This window comes from Escherichia sp. E4385, assembly GCF_963883145.1.
In the GTDB taxonomy this organism is placed as follows: domain Bacteria; phylum Pseudomonadota; class Gammaproteobacteria; order Enterobacterales; family Enterobacteriaceae; genus Escherichia.
This window is the reverse complement of sequence record NZ_CAWOOJ010000011.1, coordinates 196,798-223,606: the sequence shown is the minus strand read 5'-3', so window position 1 is coordinate 223,606 and position 26,809 is coordinate 196,798. Positions and strand designations below refer to the sequence as shown.

The following is a 26,809-nucleotide window of genomic DNA, read 5'->3' as shown; positions in this document are numbered from 1 at the left end:
TATTTATCTTATACCCGCTATTATCGTTGCGTAATGTGATTTATGCCTCACTAAAATTTGATAAAACGTTTTATCTTCTCGCGCAATTTATTGAATCCAGATTGTTCTCTACGAGGAGTCGTTTTATGACGGCGAAAGCAGCACCGAAAGTTACGCTGTGGGAATTCTTCCAGCAGCTAGGCAAAACCTTTATGTTGCCTGTCGCATTACTGTCGTTCTGCGGCATTATGTTGGGGATTGGCAGTTCCCTTAGTAGCCACGATGTCATCACACTGATCCCGGCATTGGGTAATCCTGTGTTGCAGGCCATCTTTACCTGGATGAGTAAGGTTGGTTCGTTCGCGTTTAGTTTCCTGCCAGTGATGTTCTGTATCGCCATCCCGCTGGGTCTGGCACGCGAAAACAAAGGCGTCGCGGCGTTCGCTGGTTTTGTTGGTTACGCGGTAATGAACCTGGCGGTGAACTTCTGGTTGACCAATAAAGGCATTCTGCCGACCACCGATGCTGCCGTGCTGAAAGCCAATAACATTCAAAGCATTCTTGGGATCCAGTCGATCGACACCGGGATCCTCGGTGCAGTTATCGCCGGTATTATCGTCTGGATGCTGCATGAGCGTTTCCATAATATCCGCCTCCCGGATGCGTTGGCGTTTTTCGGCGGTACGCGCTTCGTGCCAATCATCTCCTCGCTGGTGATGGGCCTTGTCGGTCTGGTGATTCCATTGGTCTGGCCGATCTTCGCCATGGGCATTAGTGGATTAGGTCATATGATTAACAGCGCGGGTGATTTCGGACCTATGCTGTTTGGTACGGGTGAGCGTCTGCTGTTACCATTTGGTCTGCATCACATTCTGGTGGCATTAATTCGCTTTACCGACGCAGGCGGCACGCAGGAAGTCTGCGGTCAAACCGTCAGCGGCGCACTAACCATCTTCCAGGCGCAATTGAGTTGCCCGACCACTCACGGTTTTTCTGAAAGCGCCACGCGTTTCCTCTCGCAGGGCAAAATGCCTGCATTCCTCGGCGGTCTGCCAGGTGCAGCGTTAGCTATGTATCACTGTGCGCGCCCGGAAAATCGCCATAAAATTAAAGGTCTGCTGATTTCTGGCCTGATCGCCTGTGTCGTTGGCGGCACTACCGAACCGCTGGAATTCCTGTTCCTGTTCGTAGCGCCAGTTCTGTATGTCATCCACGCGCTGTTAACCGGCCTCGGCTTCACCGTCATGTCCGTGCTCGGTGTCACCATCGGTAATACCGACGGCAATATCATCGACTTTGTGGTGTTCGGTATTCTGCATGGCCTGTCAACCAAGTGGTACATGGTGCCAGTGGTGGCGGCGATCTGGTTTGTTGTTTACTACGTCATCTTCCGTTTCGCTATCACCCGCTTCAATTTGAAAACCCCTGGCCGCGATAGCGAAATTGCCAGCTCAATCGAAAAAGCCGTTGCCGGTACGCCGGGTAAATCAGGTTACAACGTTCCGGCAATCCTCGAAGCCTTAGGCGGTGCCGACAATATTGTCAGCCTCGATAACTGCATTACTCGTCTGCGTTTGTCAGTGAAAGATATGTCCCTTGTTAATGTGCAGGCACTGAAGGACAATCGGGCAATTGGCGTAGTACAACTTAATCAACATAACCTGCAGGTTGTTATCGGGCCGCAAGTTCAGTCAGTCAAAGATGAAATGGCCGGTCTGATGCGTACTGTTCAGGCATAAGGATAAGATATGTTCGATTTTTCGAAGATCGTGGATCGTCATGGCACATGGTGCACACAGTGGGATTATGTCGCTGACCGTTTCGGCACTGCTGACCTGTTACCGTTCACGATTTCAGACATGGATTTTGCCACCGCTCCCTGCATTATCGAGGCGCTGAACCAGCGCCTGATGCACGGCGTGTTTGGCTACAGTCGCTGGAAAAACGATGAATTTCTCGCGGCTATCGCCCACTGGTTTTCCACACAGCATTACACCGCCATTGATACGCAGTCGGTGGTATATGGCCCTTCCGTTATCTATATGGTGTCGGAGCTGATTCGTCAGTGGTCCGCTGTCGGTGAAGGTGTGGTGATCCATACCCCGGCCTACGACGCATTTTACAAAGCCATTGAAGGTAATCAGCGCACCGTGATGCCCGTTGCTTTAGAGAAGCGGGTTGATGGTTGGTTTTGCGATATGGGTAAACTGGAAGCCGTGTTGGCGAAACCGGAGTGTAAAATTATGCTCCTGTGTAGCCCTCAGAATCCTACCGGTAAAGTCTGGACTTGCGATGAACTGGAAACAATGGCAGACCTGTGCGAACGCTATGGTGTGCGCGTTATCTCCGATGAAATTCATATGGATATGGTATGGGGCGAGCAACCGCATATTCCCTGGAGCAATGTAGCTCGCGGCGACTGGGCGCTACTGACTTCTGGTTCGAAAAGTTTCAATATTCCGGCTCTGACCGGGGCTTACGGGATTATTGAAAATAACGACAGCCGTGAAGCGTATTTATCGGCCCTGAAAAGCCGTGATGGGCTTTCTTCCCCTGCGGTACTGGCGTTAACCGCCCATATCGCCGCCTATCAGCAAGGCGCGCCATGGCTTGATGCCTTACGCGTCTATCTGAAAGATAACCTGACGTATATCGCAGAGACGATGAACGCCGCGTTCCCTGAACTCAACTGGCAGATTCCCCAATCCACTTATCTCGCATGGCTTGATTTACGTCCGTTGAACATTGATGACAACGCGTTGCAAAAAGCCCTGATTGAACAAGAAAAAGTGGCAATCATGCCAGGATATACCTACGGTGAAGAAGGCCGTGGCTTTGTTCGGCTCAATGCCGGATGCCCACGTTCTAAACTGGAAAAAGGTGTCGCTGGATTAATTAACGCCATCCGAGCTGTACGCTAATTGCGATTGCGCAACGCAAATAATCGTTGCGCAATCGTAGATTTTTACCCTGCTTTGTTTTTATAATGGTGCGCACTTTTATATCCAGAAAAAGAGTGCGACCATGATTGATACCACCCTGCCATTAACTGATATCCATCGCCACCTTGATGGCAACATTCGTCCCCAGACCATCCTTGAACTTGGCCGCCAGTATAATATCTCGCTACCTGCACAATCCCTGGAAACGCTAATTCCACACGTTCAGGTCATTGCCAACGAACCCGATCTGGTGAGTTTTCTGACTAAGCTTGACTGGGGCGTTAAAGTTCTCGCCTCGCTCGACGCATGCCGTCGCGTGGCGTTTGAAAATATTGAAGATGCTGCCCGAAACGGCCTGCACTATGTCGAACTGCGTTTTTCGCCAGGTTATATGGCAATGACGCATCAGTTGCCTGTTGCGGGCGTTGTCGAAGCCGTTATTGACGGCGTATGTGACGGTTGCCGCACCTTTGGTGTGCAGGCGAAACTTATCGGCATTATGAGCCGGACCTTTGGCGAAGCTGCCTGCCAGCAAGAGCTGGAGGCATTTTTAGCCCACCGTGATCAGATTACCGCACTGGATTTAGCCGGTGATGAACTTGGTTTTCCGGGGAGTTTGTTCCTCTCTCACTTCAACCACGCGCGTGATGCAGGCTGGCATATTACCGTCCATGCAGGCGAAGCTGCCGGGGCAGAAAGTATCTGGCAAGCCATTCGTGAGCTGGGAGCTGAACGCATTGGGCATGGCGTAAAAGCCATTGAAGATCGTGCGCTGATGGATTTCCTCGCCGAGCAACAAATTGGCATAGAATCCTGCCTGACCTCCAATATTCAGACCAGTACCGTGGCATCTCTGGCGGCACATCCGCTGAAAACGTTCCTTGAGCATGGTATCTGCGCCAGTATTAACACCGACGACCCGGGTGTTCAGGGCGTCGATATCATTCACGAATATACCGTTGCCGCGCCCGCTGCAGGTTTATCTCGCGAGCAAATCCGCCAGGCGCAGATTAATGGTCTGGAAATGGCTTTCCTCAGCGCAGAGGAAAAACGCGCACTGCGAGAAACAGTCGCAGCGAAGTAACAAAAATGGATGGTGCTAATTGCACCATCCCCTTTTCAAGCAAGGCACAAAGTCGAGCGATGTTTGGCGGACTCGATGCCCAGCTCAATCAACTCCATTACCTGAATGGCCTGACTTGCTGGCACCGGGTTTTCACCGTCGCCATTCAACGCATCACGAATGGCAGCATAGTAAGCCGGATAATTCCCCGGCACGGTCAACAGCGTTTCTTCAACACGTTCCTCGCCTTCAACACGGGTTAGTACACCGTCACGCATATCGTAGCCCCAGTCTTCCTGCGGCAGACGCTCACCATTTTTCAACCGCTCTTCCTGCGGATCGAGGCCGTATTTAACATAGCTGCCACGGGAGCCATGCACGATATAACGTGCTGACTCAGCTGCCGCCAACATGGTGCCGTGTAAAATGACCCGCCGCTGTGGGTAGGACAAAATGGCGTGGAAATAATCAGTCGACTGCGCCCCTGGGCGCAACTGTGCTAAATCCACCGTCATACTGACGGGTAAGCCAAAAAGCGTAATAGCTTGATCGAGCAAATGCGGTGCCAAATCGTACCAGATACCGCTGCCAGGGCCGCCCTGTTCACGCCAGCGATCGCGCACCTGCGGCCGAAAGCGGTCAAAATGAGACTCAAAGTACGCAACTTCACCCAGCGAGCCTTCCGCGAGCAAACCTTTTAGTGTCAAAAAATCGCTATCCCAGCGACGATTATGAAACACCGACAATACGCGACCCAGACTTTTTGCCAACGCATCCAGTTCTCGAGCTTGTGACAGTGTCACGGTAAAAGGCTTGTCGACGACCACATGTTTACCCGCTTCAAGCGCCGCTTTGGCTAACGGGAAATGGGTATCATTTGGTGTGGGAATGACAATCAAGTCTATGTTGGGATCATTAAAAAGATGCTTTGGTTCAGAGACAACCGTCACTGTTGGCCAGTCGGCTTTTACTTTTGTTTCGTCACTGCTGGAAATTACTGCCAGTTCTAGTCCGGGCGTGCCCGCAATCAGGGGCGCATGGAAGGTTTTGCTCGCATAACCATACCCAATCAACCCAACACGGATGTTGTCGCTCATTTCATTGCCTCTCAGAGAAGTACGATCGCTATTTGACACTATCCTTTACCCTCTCTCAACAGTTTAATAACCAGCCCGCAATAAGGGATGTTATTTAACTTAAGTCAAAGAAATGGCGAATTTTCTAATGATAAAAGCTAAATATCGCAAAAACCTCAGCAAAAATCTTGCTGGGGCAATTATTGCTAAGTAACATTTACCCCCTGAAGTTAATGGATCACTCAACATAGATGTGGGCAGTAATGAATCGTCTTATTGAATTAACAGGTTGGATCGTTCTTGTCGTTTCTGTCATTCTCCTTGGCGTGGCGAGTCACATTGACAACTACCAGCCGCCAGAACAGAGTACACCAGTACAACATAAGTAATACCTGCACTTGCAGAACAGCATGCAGCCCGTCCGGATGCATGTTTTAACTTGTCGGGTATTAAACCAGGAATTTATTATCTTGTGGTGTGTTGTCGGCGATTGGCAGGGATAGTAAAGCGCGTTACTCTTTTCATGACAGTATTTCATCCCTGAATATTTACCATCAGCACATTCTTATTATTGTTATTAAATAAGCGTTCACTTTTGGTGAAGTTTTATCATTACATATAATACCTACCACTTTGGTATTAATTATTTTATAGGCCTTTTATGACTGTTCAGGACTACTTATTAAAATTTCGCAAAATCAGTTCACTCGAAAGCCTGGAAAAACTCTACGATCATCTTAATTACACACTGACGGACGATCAGGACCTTATCAACATGTATCGCGCCGCCGATCACCGCCGCGCAGAGCTGGTGTCTGGCGGGCGTTTGTTTGACCTGGGCCAGGTGCCGAAGTCCGTCTGGCATTATGTCCAATAAAGAAAGAAGAAAGTAGCGATTGATAATAAAAACCTTATAATAACGCCCCTAAAATTAGATTTGCCTGTTTGCTGTCGCTATTCTGGAGAACCTATGACCACCACAACGCCACAACGTATTGGAGGCTGGTTGCTTGGCCCTTTGGCCTGGCTGTTAGTCGCTCTATTGAGTACGACGCTGACGCTGTTACTGTATACCGCAGCGTTATCTTCTCCTCAAACATATAAAACGATCGGCGAACAAGCACTGACAACGCAAATCTTATGGGGCGTTTCTTTTATTACCGCCATCGCCATGTGGTATTACACTTTGTGGTTGACCATCGCTTTCTTTAAACGTCGGCGTTGTGTTCCTAAACACTATATTATCTGGCTACTGATCTCCGTATTACTGGCTGTTAAAACCTTCGCTTTTTCGCCAGTTGCAGATGGCGTAGCCGTGCGCCAGTTGTTGTTCACTTTGCTGGCAACCGCATTGATAGTCCCCTATTTCAAACGCTCGTTGCGGGTCAAAGCGACGTTTGTGAATCCGTAATAACCTTACAGTTAACCTGTTGTCGCCTGCTCTGGATTAACGGATAATAGGCGGCTTTTTTATTTCAGGCCGAAAAATGACTGACTACCTGTTACTGTTTGTCGGAACTGTACTGGTCAATAACTTTGTACTGGTTAAGTTTCTGGGCCTCTGTCCGTTTATGGGCGTTTCCAAAAAGCTGGAAACTGCAATGGGGATGGGGCTGGCAACAACATTTGTGATGACGCTGGCGTCAATCTGCGCCTGGCTTATCGACACGTGGATCTTGATTCCACTCAACCTGATTTACCTGCGCACGTTAGCGTTTATTTTAGTGATCGCTGTAGTGGTGCAGTTCACCGAGATGGTGGTGCGTAAAACCAGCCCGGTGCTCTATCGTCTGCTGGGGATTTTTCTGCCGCTTATTACCACCAACTGTGCGGTGCTTGGCGTCGCGTTGCTGAATATTAATCTCGGGCATAATTTCTTGCAGTCGGCGCTGTACGGTTTTTCAGCAGCTGTCGGCTTCTCGTTGGTGATGGTGCTTTTCGCAGCCATCCGCGAGCGCCTGGCTGTGGCTGATGTCCCGGCACCTTTTCGTGGTAATGCCATTGCGCTGATTACCGCAGGTCTTATGTCTCTGGCCTTTATGGGCTTTAGTGGTTTGGTGAAGTTGTAATGAATGCTATCTGGATTGCCGTTGCCGCCATCAGCCTGCTGGGCCTGGCGTTTGGCGCCATTCTGGGTTATGCCTCCCGCCGTTTTGCGGTGGAAGACGATCCGGTCGTTGAGAAAATTGACGAAATTTTACCGCAGAGCCAGTGTGGTCAATGCGGTTATCCTGGCTGTCGCCCGTATGCGGAGGCTATCAGTTGCAACGGTGAAAAAATCAACCGCTGCGCCCCTGGTGGCGAAGCTGTAATGCTGAAAATTGCCGAGTTGCTCAACGTCGAACCACAGCCGCTGGATGGCGAAGCGCAAGAGTTGACGCCTGCGCGTATGGTAGCGGTTATCGATGAAAATAACTGTATTGGCTGCACTAAGTGTATTCAGGCGTGTCCGGTGGACGCCATTGTCGGCGCTACCCGAGCAATGCATACCGTCATGAGCGATCTGTGCACAGGTTGTAATCTGTGTGTAGACCCATGCCCAACGCATTGCATCTCCTTACAACCGGTTGCAGAAACGCCAGACAGCTGGAAATGGGATCTGAACACCATTCCCGTGCGCATCATTCCCGTGGAACACCATGCTTAAGTTATTCTCTGCTTTCAAAAAAAATAAAATCTGGGACTTCGATGGCGGCATTCATCCACCGGAGATGAAAACTCAGTCCAACGGTACTCCCCTGCGCCAGGTTCCGCTGGCGCAGCGATTTGTTATTCCACTGAAACAGCATATTGGTGCTGAAGGCGAGCTGTGCGTTAACGTTGGTGATAAGGTACTGCGCGGACAGCCACTCACCCGTGGACGCGGCAAAATGCTACCGGTTCACGCACCAACGTCTGGCACCGTTACGGCTATTGCGCCCCACTCTACGGCTCATCCTTCAGCGTTAGCTGAATTAAGCGTGATTATTGATGCCGATGGGGAAGATTGCTGGATCCCACGTGACGGTTGGACCGATTATCGCTCACGCACTAGGGAAGAATTAATCGAACGCATTCATCAATTTGGCGTCGCCGGACTGGGTGGTGCTGGCTTCCCTACTGGCGTTAAATTGCAGGGCGGCGGCGATAAAATCGAAACGTTGATCATTAATGCCGCAGAATGCGAGCCGTATATTACCGCCGATGACCGCTTGATGCAGGATTGCGCCGCCCAGGTCGTAGAAGGTATTCGCATTCTTGGGCATATTCTACAGCCACGCGAAATTCTGATCGGAATTGAAGATAACAAACCGCAGGCAATTTCCATGCTGCGTGCAGTGTTGGCGGATTCTCACGATATTTCTCTGCGAGTTATTCCGACCAAATATCCCTCTGGCGGCGCCAAACAGTTAACCTACATCCTGACCGGAAAGCAGGTTCCACACGGCGGTCGTTCATCAGATATCGGCGTGTTAATGCAAAACGTCGGCACGGCTTACGCAGTAAAACGAGCCGTTATTGATGGCGAGCCGATTACCGAGCGTGTCGTGACGCTGACTGGCGAAGCAATTGCACGCCCCGGCAACGTCTGGGCACGACTGGGTACGCCGGTCCGTCATTTATTGAACGATGCAGGATTCTGCCCTTCTGCCGATCAAATGGTGATTATGGGCGGCCCGCTAATGGGCTTTACCTTGCCGTGGCTGGATGTTCCGGTCGTAAAAATCACCAACTGTTTACTGGCACCGTCTGCCAATGAACTTGGCGAACCACAGGAAGAACAAAGCTGCATCCGTTGTAGCGCCTGTGCTGATGCCTGCCCTGCAGATCTCCTGCCGCAACAGTTGTACTGGTTCAGCAAAGGCCAGCAACACGATAAAGCCACCACACATAACATTGCCGATTGTATTGAATGCGGGGCCTGTGCGTGGGTTTGCCCAAGCAATATCCCTCTTGTGCAATATTTCCGTCAGGAAAAAGCCGAGATTGCCGCCATTCGTCAGGAAGAAAAACGCGCAGCCGAAGCAAAAGCGCGCTTTGAAGCTCGTCAGGCACGTCTGGAACGTGAAAAAGCCGCACGTCTTGAACGCCACAAGAACGCGGCGGTTCAACCTGCGGCCAAAGACAAAGATGCGATTGCTGCCGCACTGGCACGCGTAAAAGAAAAACAGGCCCAGGCCACACAGCCTATTGTGATAAAAGCTGGCGAACGCCCGGATAACAGCGCGATTATTGCGGCACGGGAAGCGCGTAAAGCGCAAGCCAGAGCGAAACAGGCTGAATTGCAACAGACTAACGAAGCCGCAACCGTTGCCGATCCGCGGAAAGCGGCAGTGGAAGCCGCAATTGCTCGCGCCAAAGCACGCAAGCAGGAGCAACAGCCTGCTAACGAAGAGCCGCAGGAACAGGTTGACCCGCGTAAAGCTGCCGTCGAAGCGGCTATCGCCCGTGCTAAAGCTCGCAAGCAGGAGCAACAGCCTGCTAACGAAGAACCGCAGGAACAGGTTGATCCGCGTAAAGCTGCCGTTGAAGCCGCTATCGCCCGTGCTAAAGCTCGCAAGCAGGAGCAACAGCCTGCTAACGAAGAACCGCAGGAACAGGTTGATCCGCGTAAAGCTGCCGTTGAAGCCGCTATTGCCCGTGCCAAAGCGCGCAAGCTGGAACAGCAGCCTGCTAACGAAGAACCGCAGGAACAGGTTGATCCGCGTAAAGCTGCCGTTGAAGCCGCTATCGCCCGCGCCAAAGCGCGCAAGCTGGAACAGCAGCCTGCTAACGAAGAACCGCAGGAACAGGTTGATCCGCGTAAAGCTGCCGTTGAAGCTGCTATCGCCCGCGCTAAAGCGCGCAAGCTGGAACAGCAGCAGGCCAACGGAGAGCAGGAAGAACAGGTTGATCCCCGCAAAGCTGCAGTTGCCGCCGCTATCGCCCGGGTTCAGGCAAAAAAAGCCGCTCAGCAAAAGGTTGTAAACGAGGACTAAATGGTATTCAGAATAGCTAGCTCCCCTTATACCCATAACCAGCGCCAGACATCGCGCATAATGCTGCTGGTACTGGTCGCAACCGTCCCTGGTATCGCTGCGCAACTGTGGTTTTTTGGCTGGGGTACTCTCGTTCAACTCCTGTTGGCCTCGGTCAGTGCACTCTTAGCCGAAGCCCTCGTACTCAAACTGCGCAAGCAATCTGTAACGGCAACCTTAAAAGATAACTCAGCATTGCTAACGGGCTTATTACTGGCGGTAAGTATTCCGCCTCTTGCGCCGTGGTGGATGGTGGTACTCGGCACTGTGTTTGCCGTAATCATCGCTAAACAGCTGTATGGCGGTCTGGGGCAAAATCCGTTTAACCCGGCAATGATTGGTTATGTGGTATTACTGATCTCCTTCCCGGTACAGATGACCAGCTGGTTGCCGCCGCATGAGATTGCGGTCAATATCCCTGGATTCATTGACGCTGTACAGATTATCTTCAGCGGTCATACCGCCAGTGGTGGTGATATGAACACACTTCGCTTAGGTATCGATGGCATTAGCCAGGCGACACCGCTGGATACGTTCAAAACATCTGTACGCGCCGGTCATTCTGTTGAACAGATTATGCAGTATCCAATTTACAGCGGTGTTCTCGCGGGCGCTGGCTGGCAATGGGTAAACCTCGCATGGCTGGTTGGTGGCGTGTGGCTGCTATGGCAGAAAGCGATTCGTTGGCATATTCCCGTCAGTTTCTTAGTGACACTGGCCCTGTGCGCAACGCTGGGTTGGTTGTTCTCTCCGGAAACACTATCTTCACCGCAGATTCATCTGCTGTCTGGCGCGACCATGCTCGGTGCATTCTTTATTCTGACCGATCCAGTCACCGCGTCTACCACCAATCGTGGTCGTCTGATTTTCGGTGCGCTGGCGGGATTATTAGTCTGGCTGATCCGCAGTTTCGGCGGCTATCCTGACGGCGTTGCCTTTGCTGTCCTGCTGGCGAACATCACGGTTCCTCTGATCGATTACTACACGCGTCCACGCGTATACGGCCATCGCAAAGGATAAACCATGCTGAAGACTATCCGAAAACACGGTATTACGCTGGCGCTGTTCGCCGCTGGTTCAACAGGTTTAACGGCTGCCATCAACCAGATGACCAAAGCCACGATTGCTGAACAGGCTAGCCTGCAACAAAAAGCGTTATTTGATCAGGTGTTACCAGCCGATCGCTATAACAACGAGCTGGCCCAAAGTTGCTATATAGTGACTGCGTCTGAGTTAGGAAAAGGCGAGCATCGGATTTACATCGCGAAAAAGGATGATAAACCAGTAGCTGCCGTTCTGGAGGCAACCGCACCAGATGGTTATTCCGGTGCGATTCAGTTGTTGGTTGGGGCCGATTTTAACGGCACGGTACTTGGCACCCGCGTGACAGAACATCACGAAACGCCGGGACTTGGCGACAAAATCGAACTGCGCCTTTCTGACTGGATCACCCATTTCGCGGGTAAAAATATCAGCGGCGCGGATGACGCTCACTGGGCAGTGAAGAAAGATGGTGGTGATTTCGACCAGTTCACCGGAGCGACCATTACGCCTCGCGCGGTGGTGAATGCGGTAAAACGCGCCGGATTGTTTGCCCAAACGTTGCCAGCACAACTTTCTCAACTTCCTGCCTGTGGAGAATAAACCGTGAGCGAAATTAAAGACGTTATTGTTCAGGGGTTATGGAAGAACAACTCCGCACTGGTCCAGTTACTTGGCCTCTGTCCGCTGCTGGCGGTCACTTCCACTGCCACCAACGCACTGGGTTTAGGGCTTGCGACAACGCTGGTGTTGACTCTCACCAACCTGACCATCTCGACGCTGCGTCACTGGACGCCAGCCGAAATCCGAATCCCGATTTACGTGATGATCATCGCCTCGGTGGTCAGCGCCGTACAAATGCTGATTAACGCATACGCCTTTGGCCTGTATCAATCGTTAGGGATTTTTATTCCTCTGATTGTCACTAACTGTATCGTTGTTGGCCGTGCGGAAGCTTTCGCCGCAAAAAAAGGTCCGGCGCTCTCCGCACTTGATGGTTTTTCGATAGGCATGGGCGCAACCTGCGCCATGTTCGTACTGGGTTCACTACGCGAAATCATCGGCAACGGAACATTGTTTGACGGTGCCGATGCGCTGTTAGGTAGCTGGGCCAAAGTACTGCGGGTAGAGATCTTCCATACCGATTCTCCCTTCCTGTTAGCAATGTTACCGCCAGGCGCATTCATTGGTCTGGGGCTGATGCTGGCGGGAAAATATCTGATTGATGAAAGAATGAAAAAGCGCCGTGCTGAAGCAGCTGCTACACGCGAGTTGCCAAACGGTGAAACAGGGAATGTCTGATGAACAAAGCAAAACGACTGGAGATCCTCACTCGCCTGCGTGAGAACAACCCTCATCCTACAACCGAACTTAATTTCAGTTCGCCTTTTGAATTGCTGATTGCTGTACTGCTTTCCGCTCAGGCGACCGATGTCAGCGTCAATAAGGCGACGGCAAAGCTTTACCCGGTGGCCAATACACCTGCCGCAATGCTCGAACTGGGCGTTGATGGGGTTAAAACGTATATCAAAACCATTGGGCTATATAACAGCAAAGCAGAAAATATCATCAAAACCTGCCGTATTTTGCTCGAACAGCATAATGGCGAAGTTCCGGAAGATCGCGCTGCGCTGGAAGCCCTGCCCGGTGTAGGGCGTAAAACAGCAAACGTGGTATTGAATACTGCTTTCGGTTGGCCGACCATTGCTGTAGATACGCACATTTTCCGCGTCTGTAATCGCACCCAATTTGCACCGGGGAAAAATGTCGAACAGGTTGAAGAAAAACTACTCAAAGTGGTTCCGGCAGAATTCAAAGTCGATTGCCACCACTGGTTAATCCTCCACGGGCGTTACACCTGTATTGCCCGCAAGCCTCGCTGTGGCTCCTGCATTATTGAAGATCTTTGTGAATACAAAGAGAAAGTTGACATCTGACGAAAAAGGGTAACATCGTTATCCCATTGATAACTATTTCTCATCCTCTTATAAAACATCTTGTTAACGTCAATGATGCCGCCTCGCGGCATCATTGTCAGGCAATCCGTTTGTGAATAACCAAAAATGCAGGTTAATTGTTTTTTTAATAGCGAAATTTTCTATCTATTCGTGATCAAGATCACATTGATGTCATGATGTAAAAATTTTGCTCTATTTAAGTTAAATTTGACAAGGCATTGATTCAACCAGGGCATAAACCTACAAAACATTACACTGTCTATTTTTCAGATAATGGACTATCTCACTACATAAAACACCTTACAGTAGAACATATCGCCAAATATCAGTATTCCCCCTCTTCTGGTAGTGAAAAAATCTGCCGTTGCGTTTTTTGAAAAATTTAACGCTGGATAACATTTCAATGGGCCGATGATTTCTCCATGCCAGTTATATGTAACAGATTATTACAAAGGACTTGTCTGAAAGTGCAAGATAGTGAACATTACCTGCCGTTTCCCCTCCCACTATAACAATTGCGCGTATGTTTATTAGACATCACGCGAGAAAACACCCCCGTTAATATGGGATGTAAAAAAAGAGGTAAAAGTGTCCACTGCAAACCAAAAACCAACAGAAAGCGTTAGTTTGAACGCTTTCAAACAACCGAAGGCGTTCTATCTCATCTTCTCGATCGAGTTATGGGAACGCTTTGGTTATTACGGCCTACAAGGAATTATGGCTGTTTACCTGGTTAAACAACTGGGTATGTCCGAAGCGGATTCAATCACACTTTTCTCTTCCTTTAGCGCCCTGGTTTATGGTCTTGTCGCTATTGGTGGTTGGTTAGGCGATAAAGTACTGGGTACAAAACGCGTCATTATGCTTGGTGCTATTGTGCTGGCGATTGGCTATGCGCTGGTTGCCTGGTCTGGTCACGATGCCGGTATCGTCTATATGGGTATGGCGGCAATTGCGGTCGGTAACGGCCTGTTTAAAGCCAACCCGTCTTCACTGCTGTCAACTTGCTACGAGAAAAACGATCCACGTCTGGACGGTGCATTCACCATGTACTACATGTCCGTCAACATCGGTTCATTCTTCTCTATGATTGCAACGCCGTGGTTAGCAGCCAAGTATGGCTGGAGCGTCGCATTCGCCCTTAGCGTAGTTGGTCTGTTGATCACCATCGTTAACTTCGCCTTTTGCCAACGCTGGGTTAAGCAGTACGGTTCAAAACCTGACTTCGAGCCGATCAACTACCGCAATCTGCTGTTAACCATTATTGGTGTTGTCGCGCTGATTGCTATTGCCACCTGGCTGCTGCACAACCAGGACGTTGCGCGTATGGCGCTGGGCGTTGTTGCCTTCGGTATCGTGGTTATCTTCGGTAAAGAAGCCTTTGCAATGAAAGGTGCTGCACGTCGTAAAATGATCGTTGCTTTCATCCTGATGCTTGAAGCAATCATCTTCTTCGTGCTGTACAGCCAGATGCCGACGTCTCTGAACTTCTTTGCAATCCGTAACGTTGAGCACACCATTCTGGGCCTGGCAGTAGAACCTGAACAGTATCAGGCACTGAACCCGTTCTGGATCATCATTGGTAGCCCGATTCTCGCCGCTATCTATAACAAGATGGGCGATACTCTGCCGATGCCGACTAAGTTTGCTATCGGTATGGTGATGTGTTCTGGCGCGTTCCTGATCCTGCCACTGGGCGCGAAATTCGCCTCTGACGCCGGTATCGTGTCTGTAAGCTGGCTGGTCGCAAGCTATGGCCTGCAGAGTATCGGTGAACTGATGATCTCCGGTCTGGGTCTGGCAATGGTTGCGCAGCTCGTTCCACAGCGTCTGATGGGCTTTATTATGGGTAGCTGGTTCCTGACCACTGCCGGTGCAAACCTGATTGGTGGTTATGTTGCGGGTATGATGGCTGTACCGGATAACGTAACCGATCCGCTGATGTCGCTGGAAGTATATGGCCGCGTATTCTTACAGATTGGTGTTGCTACTGCTGTTATTGCAGTGCTGATGCTGCTGACCGCGCCGAAACTGCATCGTATGACTCAGGACGATGCTGCTGATAAAGCGGCGAAAGCTGCCGTAGCGTAAATTTCAGGGAAACTCTTTTACAAGCCGCTAACTTTTCGTTAGCGGCTTTTTTTTTGTTCAGCAACGCACTACCATACTTTAAACCACAGCCAAAAGGAGTTACCGATGAAACTGTTCTACAAACCGGGCGCCTGCTCTCTTGCTTCCCATATCATCCTGCGTGAGAGCGGAAAGGACTTTACGCTCACCAGTGTGGATTTAATGAAAAAACGTCTGGAAAACGGCGATGATTACTTTGCGATTAATCCTAAAGGGCAGGTTCCTGCTCTGCTGCTGGACGATGGCACTCTGCTCACGGAAGGCGTGGCCATTATGCAGTATCTTGCCGACAGCGTCCCCGACCGCCAGTTACTGGCTCCGGTAAACAGTATTTCTCGCTATAAAACCATCGAATGGCTGAACTATATCGCCACTGAGTTGCATAAAGGCTTTACTCCGCTGTTTCACCCGGCTACACCGGAAGAGTTCAAACCGACTGCACGCGCACAGCTGGAGAAAAAACTGCAGTACGTTAACGATGCGCTGAAAGAGGATCACTGGATTTGCGGGCAACGTTTTACTATTGCTGACGCCTATCTGTTTACTGTACTGCGCTGGGCATATGGTGTGAAATTGAATCTGGAAGGTTTAGAGCATATTGCCGCCTATATGCAGCGTATGGCTGAACGTCCGACGGTAAAAGCCGCGCTAACAGCAGAAGGCTTGCAGTAATGGTTTATCGGCCCGCAGGATACTGTGGGCCGACAAGACACTTTTCAGAGCTTCGTCGCACTGAAGTAGTGTTCTGGTTTAGCAATACGATCCTGGGCTGCTACAACTTGCAGCTCATATTCCTGCATTGCTTTGGTGGTTACCATAATTTCGTATACCGCCGCGGTCACATGCTCCAGCGCCTGCTGCAACGTTGCGCCCTGTACTAGTTTCACCAGCAGTAACCCGCTCGTCACATCACCGACGCCTACTGGCTGACGCATGCCGAAATCTACCAGAGGCCGGTCGATATGCCATGCTTCATCGGCAGTAACCAGCAGCATTTCAAAACGTTCTGTGCTGTAACCGGCACGCGCCAGATGTTTCACCAGTACGATTTCAGGCCCCTGAGCAATAAGTTCGCGCGCAGCTTTAACCGCATCTTCGACGTTATGTACCGGATGCTCGCAGAGGATTTCCAGCTCAACCAGATTTGGCGCGATGATATCGCTGGCAGGAAGACCGTGACGCACGTGGAACTCCGCCACACCTGGCGCAACGATACAGCCTTTTTCGGGGTGTCCCATTACCGGATCGCAAAAATATTTCGCCTGCGGGTTCGCCGCTTTCACCTGACGGACAATACCGAGGATATGCTCGCCCTGCTCCGCCGACCCCAGATAGCCGCTTAATACGGCATCACAAGTGTGCAACTTATCGATGGCAGCAATGCCTTGCACAATTTCGGTTAAATGGCTGGGCGGCATAACACAGCCGGTCCATTTGCCGTATTGGGTGTGATTAGAAAATTGAACGGTGTTGAGTGGCCAGACATTCGCGCCCAGGCGGCGCATTGGAAACTCTGCCGCGCTGTTACCCGCATGACCATAGACAACGTGAGACTGGATAGCGAGAATATTTTTCATCGTGTTCCCTGTATAAAAATCAGGGGGAGTGATTTCTCACCCCCCCTTTCCACTTAATGCATTATTTCCAGCAAATCAGACAGTAATTCTTTTTGCCGCGACGAAGTAAGGTATAACGACCAAACAGACGATCTTCTTCTTTAAAGAAGTATTCTGGATCGGACTGTTTTTCACCATTAATGGTGATGGCATTAGAGGCGATAGTTTTACGCGCCTGACCACGGGAAGGTTGCAGTTCAGAATCAACCAACGCCTGCATCAGATCAGCGCCTTTTTCCATCTCTACCATCGGTACGCCGTCCTGCGCCAGTTGTTCGAAGTCCGCTTCACTCAGCGCACTCAGAGAACCGCTGAACAGGCACTCGGTAATACGTTTCGCAGCTTGCAAACCTTCTTCACCGTGAACCAGACGCGTCACCTGCTCCGCAAGCACATACTGAGCGCGTGGCGCTTTACCGCTGTTTTTGTCTTCTTCTTCGAGGGCATTGATCTCTTCAATGCTCATAAAGGTAAAGAACTTCAGGAAGCGGTAAACGTCAGCATCAGCAGTATTGATCCAGAACTGGTAGAACTTGTACGGACTGGTTTTCTTCGGATCCAGCCATACTGCACCACCTTCAGTTTTACCGAACTTAGTGCCGTCTGCTTTGGTGATAAGAGGAACGGTCAGGCCAAACACCTGGTTCTGATGCAGACGACGGGTCAGATCGATACCAGAGGTGATGTTACCCCACTGGTCAGAACCGCCGATTTGCAGCACCACACCGTACTGTTTGTTCAGGCAGGCAAAGTCATAGCCCTGCAACAGGTTGTAGGAAAACTCGGTAAACGAAATCCCCTGATCTTCACGGTTGAGACGCTGTTTAACCGCTTCTTTGTTGATCATCTGGTTAACGGAGAAGTGTTTGCCGATATCGCGCAGGAAGGTCAGCACATTCATATTGCCGAACCAGTCATAGTTGTTCGCTGCGATAGCAGAGTTTTCTCCGCAGTCGAAATCGAGGAACGGGGCAACCTGCTTGCGGATTTTGTCCACCCACTCCTGAACAGTTTCTTCAGTGTTCAGCTTACGCTCGGCAGCTTTGAAGCTCGGGTCGCCAATCAGACCCGTGGCGCCGCCTACCAGCGCAACCGGCTTGTGGCCCGCCTGCTGGAAGCGTTTCAGGCATAACAATGGAACAAGATGCCCCAAATGCAAGCTGTCAGCGGTAGGATCGAAGCCGCAATAGAGCGCGATCGGGCCTTGCGCCAGTCGCTCTGCTAACGCTTCTTCGTCCGTCACCTGGGCCACTAGCCCCCGCTCTTGCAATTGTTTAATCAAGTTACTGCTTGCCATCAAAATCTCCATGTATATAACGACTGCACCTTTGCCGGTACACGACTTTTCGCCAGATGCGAAAGAGACATAGAATAAAGTGCCGGAATCAGGAGTACCAGCGATTAAAGCAAGATTTTTGCATCTTTTCAGGGTGCGAGGCGATCGATTTTCCACGCCTCGTTTTCACGCTGGTACAAAAAGCGGTCATGCAGCCGATGCTCACCGCCCTGCCAGAACTCAATCTGTTCAAGGCTGACGCGAAAACCGCCCCAAAAACTCGGCAACGGCACTTCGCCCTGCTGAAACTTCTGCTTCAATTCCAGAAACTTGCTTTCAAGGATCCCACGCGCAGAAATACGGCTGGACTGCTTCGATACCCACGCGCCAATCTGGCTATCACGCGGGCGGCTATGAAAATATTTCATCACTTCGAGAGTCGAAAGACGTTCCGCTTTACCGATAACCATCACCTGACGTTCCAGGGTATGCCATGGGAAAAGCAGGCTAACGCGCGGATTATTTTCGATTTGGTGTGCTTTACGGCTGCCGAGGTTGGTGTAAAACACCATCCCTTTTTCATCGTAATGTTTTAGTAAAACAATGCGCTGATAGGGTTGACCATGTTCATCAACGGTGGCGACGACCATCGCAGTAGGATCGGCCAGTTTGGCTTCACAGGCCTGAGAAAGCCAGCGTTCAAAAAGGGTTAAAGGATCGGCGGGAAGATCGCGGCGGCGTAAACCGCCTTTTGTGTATTCGCGGCGCAGATGCGCGATTTGCTGCAATTCGTCGTTATCAGCCATGGTTTTCTTTACAAATTGTCAGTGGGTGACGCTATTGTGCGCCGCCCCTGGAAAAATCTCAACGCTGCGGATTTTGTAACTGACAGTTATTCAAGACGATGCGGTCACGTTTATAGACCGTCGCCTCATCACCTTTTGACCAGAAAACGTAGATACCGTCGGTATAACGTGCGCCAGACGCTGAAATCCCCTGTTTAAGGTGCAGCAGTTGATTATCATAAACAAAACTAACTTCCTGACGCGGATTATTCAGTTTGACCGTCAACGGTTTTTCATCACACTGGTATTCCAGCGTATCAGTTTGCATGCGCTCAACCAGTTGATTAAACGCGCTACAGCCGGTAAGAAATAGCGGCAGACAAAGTAGTAACAGTTTTTTCATAAACATATCCCGAAGACTTTCCTGGTCCGGAGGGCAAAAACGCCCTCCTCAACTTCCAAGTGTAACGGCAGACGCAGTAAGAAAAATTCAGTTAACTCTGATATCGCGTGTTTGCAGGGAAAATAGCGCCCAATACCGTTTCCTCGCTTGCGCCGGTAACGGAAGGTAGATTGCCGGGCAGCCCAGCCAGCGTTCGCCAGGCAAGCCATGCGAAGGCTAACGCTTCCATGTCATCGCCACTAATGCCAACGGCATCGGTGGAGGTCACTTCAGTACCGGGCAGTAATGCAGCCAGCCTCGCCATGAGCAGCGGATTGCGACTTCCGCCACCACATACCATCAATCGATCGCAGCCACCGCTCAACAAGACTTGTTCAGAAATGGTCACGGCGGTAAGTTCCGCCAGTGTTGCCTGGACATCTCGCGCATCCAGGCCAGGGAAATCGCGTAGATGGCGCTCCAGCCAGGCATAGTTAAAGTATTCGCGCCCGGTGCTTTTGGGTGCTGGCTGGGAAAAATAGGGATCGCTAAGCATTTTTTGCAGCAGCGGCAGAATAACCTTACCCGCCCGCGCCCACTCAGCGTCTTTATCGTAAGGTTTACCGACCTGACGCCAGATCCATGCGTCCATTAGCATGTTGCCCGGTCCGGTATCGTAGCCACCTACCGGCATCCCTGGTATGAGTAGTGACAGATTGGCAATACCACCAATATTAAGCACCATTCGCCGCTCAGTTGGATGGGCCAGCAATGCCTGATGAAACGCAGGAACCAGCGGTGCGCCCTGGCCACCTAAGGCGATATCGCGACGGCGAAAATCCCCGACGACGGTAATTCCAGTCCGCGCAACAATTTGATTGTTATCACCAATCTGTAGCGTATGTGGCGCAACGCCCGTGGGTTCGTGCCAGACGGTCTGGCCATGACAACCGATAGCTACGATATCTTTCGGCTGTAAATTTTCTGCTTTTAATAGTGCATTAACGGCATCCGCAAACAAGCAGCCAAGTCGGGTATCCAGTTGACCAAACTGGGAGAGCGTAAGCTGTTGCCCCTGGCAAATATCCAGCACCGCCTGTTTGAGTGATGGGGGAATCGGCCAGCTCAAACTCGCCAGCTGCGCCACCCGGTGTTCATCGATCGTCGCTAACACAACATCGACACCATCCAGGCTAGTACCTGACATAACACCAATAAAGCGGCCTGATTTCATAGTTCATCCTTTTTCAACCTGATGTTTGCGTTCCACTCAAACACAAACCTTTCGCGAATTCCATGCATAAGAGCCGATTTTTATCGTTGGTAGTAAAAGATTATATTCACATCAATAACTAATATGAATGTTTTGTTTATACTTGGTTAACCCTACTCTAATTATGATTTAATCATGTTTTAGTGGAACATGTAATCATGGTTATACTAATGCGGTTTACTTTGACCATTAGGGATGCTTGTGAGGCGTTTCATGGTAATCAGGAGATTTTTCAATGATTAAACGCGTACTGGTTGTATCAATGGTAGGTCTTTCTCTTGTTGGTTGTGTTAACAACGATACCCTATCTGGCGATGTGTATACTGCCTCTGAAGCGAAGCAAGTGCAGAATGTCAGCTACGGCACAATCGTGAACGTACGGCAGGTACAGATTCAGGGCGGTGATGATTCCAACGTCATCGGCGCAATTGGCGGTGCGGTTCTCGGTGGTTTTCTTGGTAATACCGTTGGTGGTGGTACGGGACGCTCTTTGGCTACCGCAGCAGGTGCCGTCGCGGGTGGTGTAGCCGGTCAGGGCGTACAGAGCGCAATGAACAAAACACAGGGTGTGGAGCTGGAAATTCGTAAAGATGATGGCAACACCATCATGGTGGTACAGAAACAGGGCAATACCCATTTCTCTCCGGGACAACGTGTCGTTCTGGCTAGCAACGGCAGCCAGGTGACGGTTTCCCCGCGCTAAACAAGTTGACGTGTGGTCAGCTACCTGGCCACACGCCCCCTTTATTTCACCCTTTGGCCTGTAACTCAGTAATATTATGCTCAAGTTTTGCAATGAGCCTAATCAGTTGTTCCAGTTCCTCTGCTGAAATCCCATCCAAAATTTCCGCCCGGGTCTTGTTAATAACAGCTTCCATTTCGCTAATCAGCGGCTCCGCCTTTTCCGTCAGTTTAATACGTTTGGCCCGCCGATCGCTGGGACAAGTTTGACGCGAAATTAACCCTTTTTCTTCCAGTTGGTCCAACGTACGAACCAGTGATGGCTGCTCAATGCCGATCGCTTTTGCCAGTTGAATTTGCGACTGGTCTGGAGGTAACTGATGTATATTATGCAACGTCACCCAATGGGTTTGCGTTAACTCCAGGGGTTTCAGGCGATGGTCTATCAGAGCACGCCATATGCGCACCAACCGTGCCAGATCAGAACCTAGTGGCGATTCCAATTTCATCTCCTTATAATTAGCTTGCTAAGATATTATACGGCTTTTAGAATAGTGTGCAGCAATTGTATTGCTAAAACAAATGGATTGCTGCATTTGCTTACCGTCAGACATGCTTTTCAGAAATAGCGAGTAATTTTCTCTCACATAAACAATATTTATTAATCTAAAGCAATAAACTCAGCCTCAAAGGAATCTATTTTGTGAAGTTTATGCATAGTGCAACAGGATTGCCCCTACAAGATCTGGTGTTCGGTGCATCCGTCTACTTTCCTCCGTTTTTCAAAGCCTTCGCGCTTGGATTCGTCGTCTGGCTTGTCCTGCACCGCCTGCTTCGCGACTGGATCTACGCGGGCGACATCTGGCATCCCTTGTTAATGGATTTGTCGCTGTTTGCGATCTGCGTATGCTCCGCCCTGGCAATATTGATTGCGTGGTAACTATGTCAATTAAAACCATTAAGTATTTCTCAACAATAATTGTAGCAGTAGTTGCCGTTCTCGCCGGATGGTGGCTCTGGAACTATTACATGCAATCACCATGGACGCGGGATGGCAAAATACGCGCGGAACAGGTCGCTATCACCCCACAAGTGTCCGGACGTATTGTTGAGATGAATATAAAAGACAACCAGTTGGTTAACGCTGGCGATATTCTGTTCACTATCGATAAAACACCCTTCCAGATTGCCGAACTGAATGCCCAGGCCCAACTGGCGAAAGCGCAATCTGATCTTGCCAGAGCCAATAATGAGGCCAACCGCCGCCGTCATCTCTCGCAAAATTTTATCTCTGCCGAAGAACTGGATACGGCAAACCTCAATGTTAAAGCGATGCAGGCCAGTGTCGATGCCGCACAAGCAACGCTGAAACAAGCACAATGGCAATTGGCACAAACGGAAATTCGCGCCCCGGTCAGCGGATGGGTCACCAACCTCACTACCCGCATCGGCGACTACGCTGACACAGGAAAACCGCTGTTTGCCCTCGTGGACAGTCACTCGTTTTACGTCATTGGTTATTTTGAAGAAACCAAATTGCGGCATATCCGCGACGGTGCGCCAGCACACATTACGCTCTATAGCGACAACAAAACGTTACAGGGTCACGTCTCCAGTATCGGTCGGGCAATTTATGATCAGAGTGTGGAAAACGATTCCAGCCTGATTCCAGACGTTAAACCTAACGTTCCCTGGGTTCGCCTCGCCCAGCGCGTCCCGGTTCGCTTTGCCCTTGATAATGTTCCCAGCGATGTCACGCTGGTATCCGGCACAACCTGTAGTATCGCAGTAGGTCAGTAATGAACGCCTGGTCATGGTCTCTGCGCAATCTGCCCTGGTTTAAGGCCACGCTGGCACAATGGCGCTATGCGTTGCGCAATACCCTTGCCATGTGTCTGGCGCTGACTGTTGCTTATTATTTAAATCTGGACGAACCCTATTGGGCGATGACGTCAGCTGCGGTAGTGAGCTTTCCGACAGTTGGCGGTGTCATCAGCAAAAGCCTGGGGCGCATCGCTGGCAGTTTGCTGGGGGCTATCGCGGCGCTAATCCTTGCCGGGCATACTCTTAACGAACCGTGGTTCTTCCTGTTGAGCATGTCGGCATGGCTTGGTTTTTGTACCTGGGCCTGCGCGCATTTCACGAATAACGTGGCCTATGCGTTTCAACTGGCGGGTTACACAGCTGCGATTATCGCCTTCCCGATGGTCAATATCACTGAAGCAAGCCAGTTGTGGGACATCGCCCAGGCGCGCGTTTGCGAAGTGATCGTCGGTATTCTCTGCGGTGGGATGATGATGATGATTCTGCCGAGCACTTCCGATGCCACTGCCCTTTTAACCGCATTGAAAAACATGCACGCCCGTTTACTGGAACATGCCAGTTTACTCTGGCAGCCTGAAACAACCGATGCCATTCGTACCGCACATGAAGGGGTGATTGGGCAAATACTGACCATGAATTTGCTGCGTATCCAGGCTTTCTGGAGCCACTATCGCTTCCGCCAGCAAAACGCGCGCCTCAATGCGTTACTCCACCAGCAGTTACGCATGACCAGCGTCATTTCGAGCTTGCGGCGTATGTTGCTCAACTGGCCATCACCCCCTGGTGCTATACGGGAAATTCTTGAACAGTTGCTAACGGCCATCGCCAGCGGGCAAACGGATTTTTACACCGTCGCACGCATTATTGCCCCGTTACGCCCGACGAACTCAGCTGACTACCGGCACGTCGCCTTCTGGCATCGACTACGTTATTTTTGCCGCCTTTATCTGCAAAGTAGTCAGGAATTACATCGTCTGCAAAGCGGCGTAGATGATCAAACCAGACTCCCTCGCGCGTCCGGGCTGGCACGTCATACCGATAATGCAGAAGCCATGTGGAGCGGGCTGCGGACATTTTGTACGTTGATGTTGATTGGTGCGTGGAGTATTGCCTCGCAATGGGATGCCGGAGCCAATGCCTTAACCCTGGCTGCAATTAGCTGCGTCCTTTACTCCGCCGTCGCAGCACCGTTTAAGTCGTTGTCACTGCTGATGCGCACGCTGGTGTTACTTTCGTTCTTTAGCTTTGTGGTTAAATTTGGCCTGATGGTCCAAATTAGCGAGCTGTGGCAATTTTTGCTGTTTCTTTTCCCCCTGCTGGCAACGATGCAGCTACTCAAAATACAATTGCCAAAACAAGCTGCATTATGGGGGCAACTGATTGTTTTTATGGGCTCGTTTATCGCCGTCACCAACCCGCCGGTGTATGATTTTGCCGATTTTCTCAATGATAATCTGGCGAAAATCGTTGGCGTGGCGTTGGCGTGGTTAGCGTTTGCCATTCTGCGACCTGGGTCGGATGCCCGCAAAAGCCGTCGCCATATTCGCGCCCTGCGCCGGGATTTTGTCGATCAACTCAGCCGTCGTCCGATACACAGCGAGAACGAATTTGAATCTCTCACTTATCATCACGTCAGTCAGTTGAGCAACAGCCAGGATGCGCTGGCGCGCCGCTGGTTATTACGTTGGGGGGTGGTGCTACTGAACTGTTCGCATGTTGTCTGGCAATTACGCGAGTGGGAGTCACGTTCTGATCCGTTATCACAAGTGCGGGATAACTGTATTTTGCTGTTGCGGGGAGTGATGAGTGAGCGTGGCGTTCAGCAAAAATCGCTGGCAGCCACACTTGAAGAATTACAGCGGATTTGTGACAGCCTTGCCCGGCATCATCAGCCTGCCGCCCGTGAGCTGGCAGCGATTATCTGGCGGCTATACTGCTCGCTTTCGCAACTTGAGCAAGCACCGCCGCAAGGTACGCTGGCCTCTTAACTACTTAATAACACCACAGGCATAGCGTTCACCGCCACCGCCCAGCGGTTTAGGTTGATCGGACATATTATCGCCGCCAACGTGGATCATCAGCGCCTTGTCTTTGATTTCATCGAGTGATTTCAGACGAGGCGCAATAACGGCATCGGTCGCCTTGCCGTCATTATTGACCACCAGCGCAGGCAGATCGCCTAAATGCCCCGCACCTTCCGGCCCTTCATGCTTGTTGGTTTTTTGTGGATCAAGATGCCCGCCTGCGGATTCTGCCGCAGCGGCTTTGCCATCTTTCGTTGCTGGTTGACAGCTTCCGTTGGCATGAATATGGAAGCCATGTTCACCGGGGGGTAATGCTTTCAGATCGGGTGAAAACTCCAGACCTTTATCGGTTTCAGTAATAGTTACGCTACCTATTGACTGCCCAACCCCTTGCGACGTAACGAGGTTCATCTCGACTTTTTCACTGGCGGCTTGTGCGCCGGTCGCAACAACCAGCGCCAGGATAGCCAGACTAAAACGCTTCATAGGACCTCCGTTCATTGTGCATACCCGTTAAGTGTAAACCAGTGACACATATTTGAACGGCGGCTAATCCTAAAAGTGCTTACGGTACGTCGTAACCTAATGCAGCTTTACGGATACGGAACCACTGCTGACGCGTCATTTTCAGGGCTTCTGCCTCTACAGCAGCCCGTACGCGCTCAATTTTACCAGAGCCAATGATCGGCAACGGTTGCGACGGCAGACGTAATATCCAGGCATAAACAACCTGCTCAATCGTGGCGGCGTTTAATTCCTGGGCTATCACAGCAAGTTCATCCCGCAGCGGCTGGAAATAATCATCATTGAACAGACGTCCACCACCAAGGCACGACCACGCCATTGGACGAATACGCAGTTGTTGTAGCTGATCGAGCGTACCATCCAGCAGCAACGGCTGATGCACCGGGGATATTTCCACCTGATTGGTCGCAAGAGTAAACGGCAGGCGTGATTGCAACAGGGCAAATTGCGCAGGCGTGAAGTTGGATACGCCAAAATGGCGCACTTTGCCGCTCTGATGCAGATGTTTAAACGCATCCGCCACTTCATCGGCATCCATCAACGGGTCGGGACGGTGGATTAACAGCAAATCCAGATGATCGGTCGCGAGATTAATCAGCGACTGTTCGGCGCTTTTAATAATATGGTCGCGGTCAGTGATGTAATGACCAATGACATTTTCTTCACGAGCAGTCGTCGCGATGCCACATTTACTGACGATTTCCATCCGTTCACGCAGATGCGGCGCCAGCTTCAGCGCCTCGCCAAACGCCGCTTCGCACTGATAGCCGCCATATATATCAGCATGGTCCACGGTGGTAATGCCGAGATCCAGATGCTCCTCAATAAAGCTAACCAACTGACGGGCAGACATATTCCAGTCCATCAGTCGCCAGTAGCCCATCACAAAACGGGAAAACTCCGGGCCTTGCGGCGCAATAGTAATACGCTGAACCATAATCGCTTCCTCTTATCAGATATGAGAGGAGTATACGCAAGATTATGCTCAAAAGAGTGATGGTTGCTCCGGTTCGTCTGATGGCGCTGGCTTATTTGCACGTAATTTGCGCATTAATCGTTGCCGACAAAGGCGCAGCACCTCTTGTTTTTCGCCATCGCTCATATTATTCCAGTTAAAACGCTCGTCCCGGCTTCGAAAACAGCCGCGACAAAACCCGCGTTCGTCAGACTGGCAAATTCCCCGGCACGGGCTCTGGACGGGAAAGAACTCTAATTGCTCCGCCACCTCGCCCTCCTC

29 protein-coding genes are annotated in these 26,809 nt (G+C 50.7%); 19 read left to right on the top strand and 10 right to left on the bottom strand.

Annotation, left to right across the window (positions count from 1 at the left end):
* The first annotated feature begins 125 nt into the window (after window positions 1–125).
* The 3 genes from malX (at window position 126) to add (ending at window position 4,005) form a co-directional block, all read left to right on the top strand.
* Complete coding sequence (malX, locus tag AACS80_RS10990; RefSeq protein ID WP_130258952.1) at window positions 126–1,718, top strand: PTS maltose transporter subunit IICB; 1,593 nt, start codon at window positions 126–128, stop codon at window positions 1,716–1,718.
* A 9-nt stretch (window positions 1,719–1,727) separates the two neighbouring features.
* Complete coding sequence (gene malY, locus AACS80_RS10985; protein ID WP_135410687.1) at window positions 1,728–2,900, top strand: bifunctional maltose regulon transcriptional repressor/cystathionine beta-lyase MalY; 1,173 nt, start codon at window positions 1,728–1,730, stop codon at window positions 2,898–2,900.
* 103 nt (window positions 2,901–3,003) lie between these two features.
* Window positions 3,004–4,005, top strand: a complete 1,002-nt coding sequence (add, locus tag AACS80_RS10980; RefSeq protein ID WP_135410686.1) for an adenosine deaminase — start codon at window positions 3,004–3,006, stop codon at window positions 4,003–4,005.
* A 35-nt stretch (window positions 4,006–4,040) separates the two neighbouring features.
* Here the strand turns inward: add and AACS80_RS10975 are convergent, their stop codons facing one another.
* Window positions 4,041–5,081 (bottom strand): oxidoreductase, encoded by a 1,041-nt coding sequence (locus AACS80_RS10975; RefSeq protein ID WP_064530016.1) that lies wholly within the window; start codon window positions 5,079–5,081, stop codon window positions 4,041–4,043.
* A gap of 242 nt (window positions 5,082–5,323) precedes the next feature.
* Here AACS80_RS10975 and blr point away from each other — a divergent pair, with 242 nt between their 5' ends.
* The 12 genes from blr (at window position 5,324) to gstA (ending at window position 15,858) form a co-directional block, all read left to right on the top strand.
* Window positions 5,324–5,449: a division septum protein Blr gene (blr, locus tag AACS80_RS10970; protein WP_032147885.1), complete on the top strand. Its 126-nt coding sequence runs from the start codon at window positions 5,324–5,326 to the stop codon at window positions 5,447–5,449.
* 272 nt (window positions 5,450–5,721) lie between these two features.
* Window positions 5,722–5,937, top strand: a complete 216-nt coding sequence (ydgT, locus tag AACS80_RS10965) for a transcription modulator YdgT (RefSeq protein ID WP_064530017.1) — start codon at window positions 5,722–5,724, stop codon at window positions 5,935–5,937.
* A gap of 93 nt (window positions 5,938–6,030) precedes the next feature.
* The gene (locus tag AACS80_RS10960) at window positions 6,031–6,471 is read left to right on the top strand and encodes a DUF2569 domain-containing protein (protein WP_130209359.1); all 441 of its coding nucleotides are present in this window, start codon (window positions 6,031–6,033) and stop codon (window positions 6,469–6,471) included.
* 76 nt (window positions 6,472–6,547) lie between these two features.
* Window positions 6,548–7,129 (top strand): electron transport complex subunit RsxA, encoded by a 582-nt coding sequence (gene rsxA / locus AACS80_RS10955; RefSeq protein ID WP_000133193.1) that lies wholly within the window; start codon window positions 6,548–6,550, stop codon window positions 7,127–7,129.
* The gene (gene rsxB / locus AACS80_RS10950; protein WP_130209361.1) at window positions 7,129–7,707 is read left to right on the top strand and encodes an electron transport complex subunit RsxB; all 579 of its coding nucleotides are present in this window, start codon (window positions 7,129–7,131) and stop codon (window positions 7,705–7,707) included. The genes rsxA and rsxB overlap by 1 nt, the downstream gene beginning before the upstream one ends.
* A complete protein-coding gene (rsxC, locus tag AACS80_RS10945) occupies window positions 7,700–10,018 on the top strand; it encodes an electron transport complex subunit RsxC (protein WP_138183786.1) in 2,319 nt (772 codons plus the stop codon). Before rsxB ends, rsxC begins: the two co-directional genes overlap by 8 nt.
* Window positions 10,019–11,077 carry an electron transport complex subunit RsxD gene (gene rsxD, locus AACS80_RS10940; RefSeq protein ID WP_135409976.1) on the top strand — a complete coding sequence of 353 codons (1,059 nt, stop codon included), beginning with the start codon at window positions 10,019–10,021 and terminating at the stop codon, window positions 11,075–11,077. It begins immediately after the preceding gene.
* Between the two features lie 3 nt (window positions 11,078–11,080).
* Window positions 11,081–11,701 carry an electron transport complex subunit RsxG gene (gene rsxG, locus AACS80_RS10935; RefSeq protein ID WP_131161930.1) on the top strand — a complete coding sequence of 207 codons (621 nt, stop codon included), beginning with the start codon at window positions 11,081–11,083 and terminating at the stop codon, window positions 11,699–11,701.
* A 3-nt stretch (window positions 11,702–11,704) separates the two neighbouring features.
* Window positions 11,705–12,400: an electron transport complex subunit RsxE gene (gene rsxE / locus AACS80_RS10930; RefSeq protein WP_064530022.1), complete on the top strand. Its 696-nt coding sequence runs from the start codon at window positions 11,705–11,707 to the stop codon at window positions 12,398–12,400.
* Complete coding sequence (gene nth / locus AACS80_RS10925; protein WP_001030332.1) at window positions 12,400–13,035, top strand: endonuclease III; 636 nt, start codon at window positions 12,400–12,402, stop codon at window positions 13,033–13,035. The genes rsxE and nth overlap by 1 nt, the downstream gene beginning before the upstream one ends.
* Window positions 13,036–13,644: 609 nt before the next feature.
* On the top strand, window positions 13,645–15,147 hold the full coding sequence (gene dtpA, locus AACS80_RS10920) for a dipeptide/tripeptide permease DtpA (protein WP_064530078.1): 1,503 nt from the start codon (window positions 13,645–13,647) through the stop codon (window positions 15,145–15,147).
* Between the two features lie 105 nt (window positions 15,148–15,252).
* Complete coding sequence (gene gstA, locus AACS80_RS10915) at window positions 15,253–15,858, top strand: glutathione transferase GstA (RefSeq protein ID WP_130208170.1); 606 nt, start codon at window positions 15,253–15,255, stop codon at window positions 15,856–15,858.
* 44 nt (window positions 15,859–15,902) lie between these two features.
* Here the strand turns inward: gstA and pdxY are convergent, their stop codons facing one another.
* The 5 genes from pdxY to anmK form a co-directional block, all read right to left on the bottom strand.
* Window positions 15,903–16,763 (bottom strand): pyridoxal kinase PdxY, encoded by an 861-nt coding sequence (pdxY, locus tag AACS80_RS10910; protein ID WP_135409977.1) that lies wholly within the window; start codon window positions 16,761–16,763, stop codon window positions 15,903–15,905.
* 61 nt (window positions 16,764–16,824) lie between these two features.
* The gene (gene tyrS / locus AACS80_RS10905; RefSeq protein WP_053264059.1) at window positions 16,825–18,099 is read right to left on the bottom strand and encodes a tyrosine--tRNA ligase; all 1,275 of its coding nucleotides are present in this window, start codon (window positions 18,097–18,099) and stop codon (window positions 16,825–16,827) included.
* 128 nt (window positions 18,100–18,227) lie between these two features.
* On the bottom strand, window positions 18,228–18,884 hold the full coding sequence (pdxH, locus tag AACS80_RS10900; protein WP_064530026.1) for a pyridoxamine 5'-phosphate oxidase: 657 nt from the start codon (window positions 18,882–18,884) through the stop codon (window positions 18,228–18,230).
* Between the two features lie 58 nt (window positions 18,885–18,942).
* Window positions 18,943–19,272: a C-type lysozyme inhibitor gene (gene mliC, locus AACS80_RS10895; protein ID WP_135409978.1), complete on the bottom strand. Its 330-nt coding sequence runs from the start codon at window positions 19,270–19,272 to the stop codon at window positions 18,943–18,945.
* Window positions 19,273–19,357: 85 nt separating this feature from the next.
* Window positions 19,358–20,479, bottom strand: coding sequence for an anhydro-N-acetylmuramic acid kinase (gene anmK, locus AACS80_RS10890; protein WP_135409979.1), 1,122 nt, complete (start codon window positions 20,477–20,479; stop codon window positions 19,358–19,360).
* Window positions 20,480–20,753: 274 nt separating this feature from the next.
* On the opposite strand from anmK, the gene slyB reads away from it, so the two are divergent.
* Complete coding sequence (slyB, locus tag AACS80_RS10885; RefSeq protein WP_064530029.1) at window positions 20,754–21,221, top strand: outer membrane lipoprotein SlyB; 468 nt, start codon at window positions 20,754–20,756, stop codon at window positions 21,219–21,221.
* Window positions 21,222–21,267: 46 nt separating this feature from the next.
* Here the strand turns inward: slyB and slyA are convergent, their stop codons facing one another.
* Window positions 21,268–21,702 carry a transcriptional regulator SlyA gene (gene slyA, locus AACS80_RS10880; protein ID WP_064530079.1) on the bottom strand — a complete coding sequence of 145 codons (435 nt, stop codon included), beginning with the start codon at window positions 21,700–21,702 and terminating at the stop codon, window positions 21,268–21,270.
* Between the two features lie 200 nt (window positions 21,703–21,902).
* On the opposite strand from slyA, the gene AACS80_RS10875 reads away from it, so the two are divergent.
* The 3 genes from AACS80_RS10875 to AACS80_RS10865 are packed head-to-tail and all read left to right on the top strand — an operon-like array spanning window position 21,903 to window position 25,011.
* The gene (locus AACS80_RS10875) at window positions 21,903–22,139 is read left to right on the top strand and encodes a DUF1656 domain-containing protein (protein WP_130208178.1); all 237 of its coding nucleotides are present in this window, start codon (window positions 21,903–21,905) and stop codon (window positions 22,137–22,139) included.
* A 2-nt stretch (window positions 22,140–22,141) separates the two neighbouring features.
* A complete protein-coding gene (locus AACS80_RS10870) occupies window positions 22,142–22,999 on the top strand; it encodes an efflux RND transporter periplasmic adaptor subunit (protein ID WP_135409980.1) in 858 nt (285 codons plus the stop codon).
* Complete coding sequence (locus AACS80_RS10865) at window positions 22,999–25,011, top strand: FUSC family protein (protein ID WP_135409981.1); 2,013 nt, start codon at window positions 22,999–23,001, stop codon at window positions 25,009–25,011. The genes AACS80_RS10870 and AACS80_RS10865 overlap by 1 nt, the downstream gene beginning before the upstream one ends.
* On the opposite strand, the gene sodC is transcribed toward AACS80_RS10865, so the two are convergent.
* The 3 genes from sodC to AACS80_RS10850 form a co-directional block, all read right to left on the bottom strand.
* Window positions 25,012–25,533: a superoxide dismutase [Cu-Zn] SodC gene (sodC, locus tag AACS80_RS10860; protein ID WP_130260584.1), complete on the bottom strand. Its 522-nt coding sequence runs from the start codon at window positions 25,531–25,533 to the stop codon at window positions 25,012–25,014.
* 79 nt (window positions 25,534–25,612) lie between these two features.
* Window positions 25,613–26,509, bottom strand: coding sequence for an aldo/keto reductase (locus tag AACS80_RS10855; protein ID WP_130208186.1), 897 nt, complete (start codon window positions 26,507–26,509; stop codon window positions 25,613–25,615).
* A gap of 48 nt (window positions 26,510–26,557) precedes the next feature.
* Window positions 26,558–26,797, bottom strand: a complete 240-nt coding sequence (locus AACS80_RS10850; protein ID WP_135409982.1) for a DUF1289 domain-containing protein — start codon at window positions 26,795–26,797, stop codon at window positions 26,558–26,560.
* Window positions 26,798–26,809: the final 12 nt, after the last annotated feature.